This is a genomic window from Streptomyces sp. NPDC048383, from assembly GCF_040651775.1.
In the GTDB taxonomy this organism is placed as follows: Bacteria; Actinomycetota; Actinomycetes; order Streptomycetales; family Streptomycetaceae; genus Streptomyces.
This window is the reverse complement of the sequence record NZ_JBEZKS010000044.1, coordinates 60,629-70,849: the sequence shown is the minus strand read 5'-3', so window position 1 is coordinate 70,849 and position 10,221 is coordinate 60,629. Positions and strand designations below refer to the sequence as shown.

At 71.8% G+C, this 10,221-nt stretch carries 9 protein-coding genes and 1 tRNA gene; 6 read left to right on the top strand and 4 right to left on the bottom strand.

Annotated features, from left to right (window positions below; translation table 11 throughout):
• Together AB0D46_RS26935 and AB0D46_RS26930 are read right to left on the bottom strand one after the other, a co-directional pair.
• The coding region (locus tag AB0D46_RS26935) for an adenylyl-sulfate kinase (protein WP_362881121.1) at positions 1-292 on the bottom strand (292 nt) is incomplete at its 3' end.
• Positions 293-330: 38 nt separating this feature from the next.
• A complete protein-coding gene (locus AB0D46_RS26930; RefSeq protein WP_362881119.1) occupies positions 331-1,032 on the bottom strand; it encodes a phosphoadenylyl-sulfate reductase in 702 nt (233 codons plus the stop codon).
• A gap of 355 nt (positions 1,033-1,387) precedes the next feature.
• Here AB0D46_RS26930 and AB0D46_RS26925 point away from each other — a divergent pair, with 355 nt between their 5' ends.
• Genes AB0D46_RS26925 through AB0D46_RS26915 form a run of 3 tightly spaced genes read left to right on the top strand, consistent with a single transcriptional unit; the run spans position 1,388 to position 6,068 of the window.
• Positions 1,388-3,133, top strand: coding sequence for a hypothetical protein (locus AB0D46_RS26925; RefSeq protein ID WP_362881117.1), 1,746 nt, complete (start codon positions 1,388-1,390; stop codon positions 3,131-3,133).
• Positions 3,130-4,317, top strand: coding sequence for a hypothetical protein (locus tag AB0D46_RS26920; protein WP_362881116.1), 1,188 nt, complete (start codon positions 3,130-3,132; stop codon positions 4,315-4,317). The genes AB0D46_RS26925 and AB0D46_RS26920 overlap by 4 nt, the downstream gene beginning before the upstream one ends.
• Before the next feature lie 53 nt (positions 4,318-4,370).
• Positions 4,371-6,068, top strand: coding sequence for a nitrite/sulfite reductase (locus AB0D46_RS26915; RefSeq protein WP_362881114.1), 1,698 nt, complete (start codon positions 4,371-4,373; stop codon positions 6,066-6,068).
• A 164-nt stretch (positions 6,069-6,232) separates the two neighbouring features.
• On the opposite strand, the gene AB0D46_RS26910 is transcribed toward AB0D46_RS26915, so the two are convergent.
• Entirely contained in the window at positions 6,233-7,633 is a 1,401-nt protein-coding gene (locus AB0D46_RS26910; protein ID WP_362881112.1) for an aminotransferase class V-fold PLP-dependent enzyme, read from the bottom strand.
• Positions 7,634-7,794: 161 nt separating this feature from the next.
• On the opposite strand from AB0D46_RS26910, the gene AB0D46_RS26905 reads away from it, so the two are divergent.
• Positions 7,795-8,151, top strand: coding sequence for a nuclear transport factor 2 family protein (locus AB0D46_RS26905; protein ID WP_362881110.1), 357 nt, complete (start codon positions 7,795-7,797; stop codon positions 8,149-8,151).
• Between the two features lie 111 nt (positions 8,152-8,262).
• On the opposite strand, the gene AB0D46_RS26900 is transcribed toward AB0D46_RS26905, so the two are convergent.
• Positions 8,263-8,643, bottom strand: coding sequence for a hypothetical protein (locus AB0D46_RS26900; RefSeq protein WP_281207571.1), 381 nt, complete (start codon positions 8,641-8,643; stop codon positions 8,263-8,265).
• A 157-nt stretch (positions 8,644-8,800) separates the two neighbouring features.
• Here AB0D46_RS26900 and AB0D46_RS26895 point away from each other — a divergent pair.
• Positions 8,801-8,890 (top strand) — tRNA-OTHER (locus tag AB0D46_RS26895).
• Between the two features lie 239 nt (positions 8,891-9,129).
• Positions 9,130-10,221 carry an iron-containing redox enzyme family protein gene (locus AB0D46_RS26890; RefSeq protein WP_362881108.1) on the top strand — a complete coding sequence of 364 codons (1,092 nt, stop codon included), beginning with the start codon at positions 9,130-9,132 and terminating at the stop codon, positions 10,219-10,221.

The window sequence follows — 10,221 nt, the reverse complement described above, 5'->3', positions numbered from 1 at the left end:
GGACGGCCTCGCGGCTGTCCGCGAACGGCGCGATCACCGGTACCAGCGCCTTCACGCCGTTGCTCGCCAGGAGTTCGGCGACGAAGCCGATCCGCTGCACGTTGGTGTGCCGGTCCTCGCGGGAGAAACCCAGGCCGGCGGAGAGGAACTCACGGATCTCGTCACCGTCGAGGACCTCCACCCGGTGACCCTCGTCGCGCAGCCGCTCGGCCAACGCGCAGGCGATGGTGGTCTTCCCCGCGCTGGGCAGCCCGGTCAGCCACACGGTGGCGCCCTGGTCGCTCACGCTCATCGGTCTCGTCTCCGTCGGGTCGTGGCCGGTCGTCTTCATCAGCCGTGCAGTCCGCACTCGGTCTTGCCGCGTCCGGCCCAGCGGCCCGCCCGCGGGTCCTCGCCCGCCGCGACCGGCCGCGTACAGGGGGCGCAGCCGACCGACGCGTAGCCGTCCATCAGCAGGGGGTTGGTGAGGACGCCGTGCTCGGCGACGTAGGCCTCCACGTCCGCCTGCGTCCAGCGGGCGATCGGCGAGACCTTGACCTTGCGCCGCTTCTCGTCCCACCCGACCACCGGCGTGTTCGCCCGGGTCGGGGACTCGTCGCGCCGCAACCCCGTCGCCCACGCCGCGTAGCCGGTCAGGCCCTCCTCGAGGGGCTCGACCTTCCGCAGCGCGCAGCACAGGTCCGGATCCCGGTCGTGAAGCCTCGGGCCGTACTCGGCGTCCTGCTCGGCGACGCTCCGCCGCGGGGTGAGCGTGATGACGTTGACGTCCATCACCGCCTCCACCGCGTCCCGCGTCCCGATGGTCTCCTCGAAGTGGTAACCCGTGTCCAGGAACACCACGTCCACGCCCGGCAGGACGCCCGAGGCGAGATGGGCGACGACCGCGTCCTCCATCGAGGACGTCACACAGAATTTCCTCCCGAAGGTATCGGCCGCCCAGCGCAGTATTTCCTGCGGGGAAGCATTTTCGAGTTCCCGGCCCGCCCGTTCGGCCAGCGTGGTGAGATCTCCGTCGGCGTGCGTCGTCGCCATCGGGCGGCTCCTTGATGAAAGGGGAACGCGGCGAGCGGACATAAATCGCTCCGCCGAGATTAGCAATCCCGGCACATAATTCACTGACGGTCCGCTGATCAGCGGCATTTTCCACCCGAACTGGGCGTTGACCAGCGGTTTCGCCTCGTTCAGGGTTTTTGTGGAGCGCGGTCAGCGCGCGGTAAGTCCGGTGTCAGCGGACCGCCAGCACCCCTGTGCCATAGTGGGCCGGAAATTGCACAGAATGCCGTGCCGGCCGGCGGGTCAGGAATTTCCGTTGACCGAAACCGAATCAGCCATCGACCGGCCGGATTACGCATTCCGGCCGCTACCCCCGGAGAGGGCACGCGGAGAAATGAGCCTGCAAGGACTGCGCCGAGGAAGGCTGATACGCCGCCTCGCACTCTGTCTGTCGGCGGTGGGACTGACCGCTTCCATGCTCACCGGAGCGGAACCCGCCGCCGCCGGCACGCCCGAGACCTGGACGTCCAGCTTCCAGGGCAGCGACGGCGTCACCTACACGGCGACGAACCACCTCGTGTCGGCCTCCAAGGGGCCGGGCCGGCAGTGGATGCTCGTCTGGTCGGGTCCGGCGAAGCAGCCGGCGCCCGACTTCCTCGCCGTCATCGACGCGACCCCGGGCTCCCCGTCGTACGGCAAGGTCGCAAACACCGTCACCGTCGGCCCGAACAACGGCAACGAGCCGCACCACATGCAGTACGTGTGGCACAAGGGCGACCGGATCTACGCCGGCGGCATCATGAGCGACACGACGTTCGTCTTCGACGCGAAGGCGTTGCCCGCGCTGACCATCGCCGGGGTCAACACGACCGTCGACACCCCGTGCGGCACGCTGCCCGACGCCTACCAGGTGCTGAGCGACGGCACCGCGTACGGGACGTACATGGGCGGTCCGAACGTGACCGGCCCCTGCACCTACACCAACGGCGAGGTGCGCGTCGGCAACGGCGCCGCCGGGTCGCCCGGTGAGATCGTCCGGATCGGCCAGGACGGCAGGACCCTCGCGGAGATCCCGGCGGCGACCGCGGGCGGCGAGGACCCCGCGCAGTGCGGGAACGTCCCGGCGCTGCCCGCCGCGAGCTGCGCGAACCCGCACGGCATCGCCGTCCGCGAGGACCTGAACGTGATGGTGGCCAGCGACTTCGCCGAGGCCCGCAACTTCATGACGCCCGATTCGGAACTGCGGGAGAACCTGGCCCGTCAGACCGTCCGCGTCTTCGACATCGCCGACCGGAACAACCCGACGCTGCGTTCGGTGTCGAAGGTCGCCGACGGTCCGCGCGGGGCGCAGGAGCCGCGGGCGTTCTTCCGCGAGTCGCGGGTGGTCATGGAGACCGCGCTGACCAACCGGCCCGGGCACAGGGGCGCATTCGTGTCGTCGATGGCCGGCGGCGCCGTGTTCTACACCCCGGACATCACCGCGCCCGCCCCGCAGTGGAAGGAGGTCTTCGACGACACGACGGCCTACCGGAGCTTCCGGCGCGACCCCGGCGTCACCGGCAGCGGCGACAACGCGAGCTGGCTGGCCGTCAGCCCCGACGACCGGTTCCTCTTCCACACGGTGATGGGCCAGTCGGTGCCGTACGGCAAGCCGCTGGACGAGACCACGGGCATGATCTACGTCCTGGACATCCAGAAGCTGCTCGCCGCCGGTACGCGCGCCACGTGCTCGATCGACGACCTGAACGAGGCCGCGCGCGGCGGTCGTGAGCGGGACTGCCCGGAGCTGGTCAGCACCGTACCGATCCGTGACGTGAGTGCGGGCGGCCCGCACTGGGGCGCGATGGACAACTTCAAGCGGGGTGGGGACGGCGTGTACCGCGAGACGCAGAACGTCAGCCGCATCGCGGTGGCCAACTACTTCGTCGCCGGCTCGTTCGGTGGCGGCGGCGACCACCGGGTGTGCATGTTCGACCTGGACCGGCGCGGCAACGTGAGCCTCGACCGGTCGTTCCGCGACGAGCACACCGGCAAGCCGTGCGTCGGCTTCAACCGGGCCTCCTGGCCGCACGGCGACTTCGGCGACAGCCAGCCGCACGGCGTGTTGTTCGTCGTCAGCGACGGCGTCGTACGACGGTGAGCGCGGTCCTCCTGGCGGCGGTCGTCCTGACCGCCGCCCTGGCGCTGGGCGTCCTGCTGCTGCGGCGCGGTCTGCTGCGGCGGCGCCGGAGCGTGTCGGCGTACTTCGCCGCGGCCGTGGCCTGCACGGTGCTGGCCGGGGTCGCGGCGGGACCGGCGCTGCCGCGCGGCGGGCCCGCCCGGGCGCTGGGCGGGCCGTTGCTCGGTTCGCTCGGGCTGGGCGGCAAGCAGGTGCCGGTGTTGGTGGTGCCGAACCGGCCGGGCTTCAACCTGGTCGCCGTCGCGGCCGACGAGGCCTCGGCGGGCACCGACCGGGGCCGGCTCGCCCGGGGCGGGCAGCGGCCCGGCTCCGCGCTGACCTGGGTCCCGGTGGAGCTGCCGGCGGGGCCGGGGCAGGTGTGGGTGTCCTCGGGCGGGGCCGTCGCCGCGCTGGCGGTGGACACCGGTCGGGCCCCGGCCGACGCCGCGGACGCGGGGCCCGCCGCGCTGCGCGGTGACGACGGCCCCGAGTGCGCGAGCGCCGCCGCCGGGGCGCTGCTCGGCGGGGACCCGAGGCCGCCGGCGACCTGCCCCGCCGACGGGCTCGCCCCGACGGACGCGGCCGCGCTGCGCGGGACGGTCGCGTTCCTCGCCGGACGCGGGGCCCGTTCGCTCGGCCTCGTGGAGGACGCCTCGCCGCGCGGGCGGGCCGCCGCCGCCGAGGTACGGGCGGCGGCGGGCCGGGCGGGCATCGCCGTGGGCGCGCCGGATTCGAACCGGCAGCCGCTGGTGGTGACCTCCGGCTGGGCGGGCGCGGACGCGGCCGTACGGGACGTGGAGGCGGGCCGCACCTTCGCCGAGGGCACCTACCTGGCGCCCTGGCTGTTCACCGCGCCGCTGCTCTCGCCGAGCGCCGGCCAGCTCATCCCGCTGCGGTACGCGCCGAACAGCCCGGCCGCGGTGGAGTACCTGAAGGCGCTCGGCGCCCGCCTCCCGGGCGACGCGCCCACGTCCGCCGGGTACGACGCCTGGCGTCGGGCCCGCGGCACGACCGCTCCGGCGCCCGCCACGCTGTACGCCACGGCCGTGCTGTACGTCCCCGGCAGCGGTGGGCCCGGCGCCGCCGGCGGCCATCACCACGCGGAGGCGACGAGTTGGTTGCCGAGCGGGATGGTCGTCCCGGTCGCGGGCCTCGGCACGACCTGAGCCGGCCGGACGCCGGATCCCCCCTCCCCCAGCCCACCCAGGAGCACGGACAGATGACGGAAACCGCCGCGCCGCCGGTCCGGACCGCACGGACCGCTCGTCCCGCCGCCAAGCGACCCGAGGGCCAGTGGGCGCTGGGCGAGCGCGAACCGCTCAACGCGAACGAGGAGTTCAAGCAGGTCGAGGATCCGCTGCTGGTGCGCGAGCGCATCGAGCGGGTGTACGCCCGTGAGGGCTTCGCCAGCATCGACCCGGACGACTTGCGGGGTCGGATGCGCTGGTGGGGGCTGTACACGCAGCGCAAGCCGGGCATCGACGGCGGTCGGACGGGCTCGTTGGCGCCGGAGGAGTTGGAGGACGAGCACTTCATGATGCGGGTGCGCAGCGACGGCGGCACCCTGGACCTCGCGCAGCTGCGGGCGATCGCCGACGTGTCGACGCGCTACGCCCGCGACACCGCGGACATCACCGACCGGCAGAACATCCAGTTGCACTGGGTGCGGATCGAGGACGTGCCGGCGATCTGGCGGCGGTTGGAAGAGGTCGGGTTGTCCACGACGGAGGCGTGCGGGGACTGTCCCCGGGTCATCGTCGGCAGTCCGGTGGCGGGGGTGGGCGCGGCGGAGGTGCTGGACGCGACGCCTGCGGTGCGGGAGATCGCCGCCCGGTACATCGGGGACCCGTCGCTGTCGAACCTGCCGCGCAAGTACAAGTCGGCGGTGTCCTGGCTGCCGGACATCCCGTACGAGATCAACGACCTGGCGTTCCTGGGCGCCGTGCACCCGGAGCACGGTCCGGGCTTCGGCATGTGGGTGGGCGGCGGGCTGTCGACGGTGCCGATCCTGGCGCAGCACGTCGGGGTGTGGGTCCCGTTGGCGGACGTCCCGGACGTGTGGGTGGCGGTGGCGCGGCTGTTCCGTGACCACGGCTACCGGCGGTTGCGGGGGCGGGCCCGGCTCAAGTTCCTGATCGCGGACTGGGGCGTGGCGGAGTTCCGTCGGGTGCTGGAGGAGGACTACCTGGGTCGGCCGTTGTCGGACGGGCCGCTGCCGGAGCTCCCGGCGGCGCCGATCGACCACATCGGGGTGCATCCGCAGCACGACGGGCTGTCGTACGTGGGTGCGGCGCCGGTCGTGGGCCGGTTGTCGGGGACGAAGCTGGCGGCGCTGGCCGACCTGGCGCGGGCGCACGGCAGCGGCCGGGTGCGGCTGACCCCGTACCAGAAGCTGTTGGTGCTGGACGTGGCCGATCCGGAGCCGCTGGTGGAGGAGTTGCGGGGCATCGGGTTGGAGGCGCGGCCGTCGTCGTGGCGGCGGAACACGATGGCCTGTACCGGGATCGAGTACTGCAAGTTGGCGATCGTGGAGACGAAGGAGCGGGCGGCGACGCTGGTCGCGGAGTTGGAGAAGCGGCTGGCGGGCGAGGACGTGGGGTTGAGCGTGAACGTCAACGGCTGCCCGAACTCGTGCGCGCGTACGCAGGTCGCCGACATCGGTCTCAAGGGGCAGCTGGTGGCCGACGAGGACGGTCGGCAGGTCGAGGGCTTCCAGGTGCACCTGGGCGGCAGCCTGACGCTGGCCGCGGACCAGGAGGGTGCCTTCGGCAGGAAGCTGCGCGGGCTGAAGACGACCGCGGCGGACCTGCCGGACTACGTGGAACGGCTGGCGCGCGGTTATCTGGCCGGCCGGACGGACCCGTCGGAGCCCTTCGCGACGTGGGTCGCGCGCTGCGCCGAGGAGGACCTGAGGTAGCGCCCGGGGACACGCACCCGCACCGGGGCGGCCCGGCGGAATCCCTCCGCCGGGCCGCCCCGGTGTGCGCGTACGCCGGCCCCCCGCGAACGCCACGGGCCGGGCCCGCGGTGGCGGGCCCGGCCCGGGCCGGGGGGTTGGTCTCGAAGGGTGGGGCGGTCCCGTCAGGGCGCGGGGAGTTCGGCGGCGAGGGCTTCGCGGATGACCTCGACGCTGCGGTCCACGTCCTCCTCGGTGGTGCGCCAGTTGACGACGGACACCCGCATCGCGGCCCGGCCCTCCCACACGGTGCCGCCGAACCAGCAGACGCCGCTGCGCTGGATGCGGGCGATGACGGCGCGGGTGACCTCGTCGTCGTCGCCGAAGCGGACCAGCAGCTGGTTCAGGACGACGTCGTTGAGGAGCTCGACGCCGGGCACCCCGGTCAGCCGTTCGGCGAACCGGTGGGTGTGGGAGCAGCAGCGTTCGACGAGGTCGGCGACGCCGGAGCGGCCCAGGGAGCGCAGCGCGGCCCAGACGGGCAGGCTGCGGGCGCGCCGGGAGAAGTCGGGGACCCATTCGATGGCGTCGCGTTCGCCGTCGGTGCCGGGCGGCAGGTAGCCGGCGCGTTCGTTGAGCATGGCCGCGCGGTGTGCCTCCGGGTGGGCGATGACGACGATGCCGCAGTCGTAGGGGACGTTGAGCCACTTGTGGGCGTCGAGCGCCCAGGAGTCGGCGCGTTCCACGCCCGCGACGAGGGGCCGCAGGCGGGGGCTGGCCGCGGCCCACAGGCCGAAGGCGCCGTCGACGTGGACCCAGGCGCCGTGCCGGTGCGCGATGTCGCAGATCTCGCCGACGGGGTCGACGGCTCCGGAGTTGACGTCGCCGATCTGCGCGCAGACGATGACCGGTCCGTCGAGGCCCGCGAGGGTGCGTTCCAGTTCGGCGGGGACCATCCGGCCCTTGTCGTCGACGGGGACGTTGCGGATGCGTGCCGTGCCGAAGCCGAGGTAGCGGGCGGCGAGGTCGATGGTCATGTGGTGCTGGGCGCCGGCGACGATGGCGATGTCCGGTGCGCCGCCCAGGCCGTCGCGTTCGACGTCCCAGCCCGCTTCCGCGAGGAGTTTGTGGCGGGCGGCGGCGAGGGAGGTCAGGTGGGCCATGGTGCAGCCGGTGGGGAAGCCGACGGAGGCGTGTGCGGGCAGGCCCAGGAGTTCCAGGACCCATTGCGCGGCGACGTCCTCGGCGACGGCGATGGCCGGGGAGAGGTTGTACAGGCTGGCGGTCTGGTCCCAGGCGGAGACGAGCCAGTCGGTGGCGATGGCCACGGGCAGGGTGCCGCCGGTGACGTAGCCGAAGTAGCGGGGGCCGTTGGCGGCCGGGATGCCGCCCTCGGCGACGGCCCGGCCGAGGAGCTCGATGGTGTCGGTGGCCTCGGCCGGTCCGCCGGGCAGCGGGCCACCGAACATTTTCAGCAATTGTTCGGAGCCGGCAGTGGCACCCACCGGCCGATCGGCGAGACCCGTCAGGTATTCGATGGCCTGCTGATAGGCCAATGCGAGAGGCGCACTGTCTGCTGTGGTCATACTACGAACGTAGGCGGCGGGTACTGACGTGCGACTGACTCAAATGGCCGGAACATCCGGTTACTTGGACCGGACGGCCCGTTGGACTGTATTACTTTCCTAGCGACCCGTTCCGACCGGCGGGTCGCACCGCGCCGCGCCATGAGACATGAGGAGTCCCGATGTCCGACGAGCAGACACGCAAGGTTATCGACCAGTTCAACCAGGCATTCCAGCAGCACGACCCGGGCCTGTTGAAGGACCTCCTCGCCGAGAACTGCCGGCTGGAGAACTCCGGACCCGCCCCGGACGGTTCGAAGCACGTCGGATACGACGAATGTCTCCGGTTCTGGTCCTCGATCGCGTCGAACGCGCAGGCCACGTTCGAGGTGGAGGAGGTCTGGGTGGCGGGTGAGCGCGCGGTCTGCCGCTGGACGCTGCGCTGGGGCACCGGCCCGTCGGACTTCGTCCGCGGCGTCAACGTGACCCGGCTGGAGAACGGTCTGATCGCCGAGAGCTTCGGCTACGTCAAGGGCTGATCCCGGGGCGGAACAGCAACGCGTACGGGCCTCAACCGAAAGGGGGACCCGGGCCGATCGGCCCGGGTCCCCCTTTTCCCGTTGTGCCGGCGCCGTCGCGGGCGCGCCCGTTCAGTCGAGCTGCGAGACGATCATCACGCAGTCCTGGAGGGCCTTGGTCGCGTGCCCCTTGCCCTGGGTGTCCTCGACGAGCTGGGTGTTGCCCGGGGTGAAGGTCCGCCAGGTGCCGTCACTGACCCCGCACTCCAGAAGACCGCTGATCAGGGTCATGATCTGGCGGCGCGGCGCGGGGTGGAAGTCGCCCACGTACCCGGCCGGCAGGAAGAGGTAGACGGCCTGCTTGGCCGGCACGCCCTCGGAGACGAAGATCGGCGGCGCGGGCGGGGCGAAATTGACGGCGGTCACCTCCAGCGTTTCGTCGATGAAATGCGATTCGCCGTTCTCGTCGTTGTAGAGACGCGATACGGCGATTTTTGCGGTCTCGGCGCTCACGGGAACTCCCGGGGTATCTGGTGAAGTGGCTCGATCGCCCTTCACTATCCCAGCGGTCACTGATGGGCCCCTGACCGTCCCCCGAATTCGGGTCTCAGAAATCCATCAGCGGCGTGTCAGCGACGGCGTGCCAAGCTGAGTGCAGAGAAAGGCCGTTGGAGAGGTTCCCAAAGCGGCCGAATGGGGTCCGGTGGGTTTGCCCGCCGGACGGGCTCTGCCCACGCAGGTTCGAATCCTGCCCTCTCCGCAGGTGCTCATCCCAGGCACGCGCATCCCGATCCGAACCAAGGGGTGCGCGTGTCTTTGGCATGAGGGGCCCCCGCCGCACCGGCCCGGGCCCCCTCCGGCGCCCCTCCCGTCCCGGACTCGCGGAGCGAGGACGTGTATCCAGCCGATCCGCCCGCGGGTCCGCGTCGACGGATCCGATTCCCTCACCACCCCCGCGCGACCCGACCAGGCGTCGTTTCCCGAGCGACCTTGAGAGACATGGAGACGCAGTTGCCCAGCACCGACAACCACACCGGTCCCGCGATCCGCAGGACCGACGCCGCAGCGCTCGTCGAGGAGGTCTCGTCCTGGCTGACCGTGGACGCCGACGAGATCGACGCCAAGTTCCTCGGCGAACGGGGCCGCGTCGTGGATGCGGTCACCCGGATGAACGCCGCCGCGGTGGCCGGCCCCGACCGGGACGACGCCCACTACCAGCAACAACTCCTGCTGTCGCGGATCTACCAGACGGTGATGCAGATACCGTCGCGGCCCACCGCTGAGGGCTCCGTCCTGCTCCACGAGGTCACCCGCCTGCTGGAGCACGCCACCCTCACCACCGAGGACGCCCACCTGGAAGCCGGGCTGCTGGAGTCCGCGCCGACCGAACCCAAGCAGTTCCTGTCCTGGCTCAAGGGCCTCGTCCGCAAGCACCGCGCCTTCAAGCACCCCTACTACACCGACTTCATCAACCGGGAGGCGCGCAGCGAGGACCTGCGCACGTACGTCATCCAGGAGTCGCTGATCGACGGCCGCTTCGACGACTTCCTCGCGATGATGCAGATCGGCACGGCCGGCGCGAGCAAGATGGAGATCGCCGGCAACTACTGGGACGAGATGGGCAACGGCGACCCCGAGGCCGTGCACACCCACCTCTTCAACAAGATCTACGAGGTCTTCGACGTCCGTGCCGAGGACCTCGAAGCCGCCATGACCACCACCGACCTCCACTCGGGCAACCTCGCGGTGCTGCTCTGCCGTTACCGGCACCTCTACCCGGAGGCGGTCGGCTTCCTCGGGATGACGGAGTGGCTGGCCCCCGACCGGTTCCGCAACGTCGTCCGCGCCTGGGAGCGGCTCGGGCTGCCCGAGGTCGGCATCACCTACCACCGGCTGCACATCACCATCGACTCGCAGCACGCGGCGGGCTGGTTCCACAACGTGGTCATCCCGAGCGCCGACACCCCCTACATGCGCCGGGGCATCGCCCGCGGCGCCCTGTGGCGGGCCAACTCCTCCGCCCGCCACCTCGACGAGCGCCTGGAACTGGCGCGGCTGTCCGCCGAGCGCACTCCCGTCGCCGCGGGCTGA

Excerpts from the sequence above, each read along its gene's own strand:
- AB0D46_RS26915 (WP_362881114.1), top strand. The coding sequence starts at position 4,371 with ATGACGGAAACCGCCGCGCCGCCGGTCCGGACCGCACGGACCGCTCGT.
- AB0D46_RS26890 (WP_362881108.1), top strand. The coding sequence starts at position 9,130 with ATGGAGACGCAGTTGCCCAGCACCGACAACCACACCGGTCCCGCGATC.
- AB0D46_RS26930 (WP_362881119.1), bottom strand. The coding sequence starts at position 1,032 with ATGGCGACGACGCACGCCGACGGAGATCTCACCACGCTGGCCGAACGG.
- AB0D46_RS26905 (WP_362881110.1), top strand. The coding sequence starts at position 7,795 with ATGTCCGACGAGCAGACACGCAAGGTTATCGACCAGTTCAACCAGGCA.
- AB0D46_RS26925 (WP_362881117.1), top strand. The coding sequence starts at position 1,388 with ATGAGCCTGCAAGGACTGCGCCGAGGAAGGCTGATACGCCGCCTCGCA.
- AB0D46_RS26910 (WP_362881112.1), bottom strand. The coding sequence starts at position 7,633 with ATGACCACAGCAGACAGTGCGCCTCTCGCATTGGCCTATCAGCAGGCC.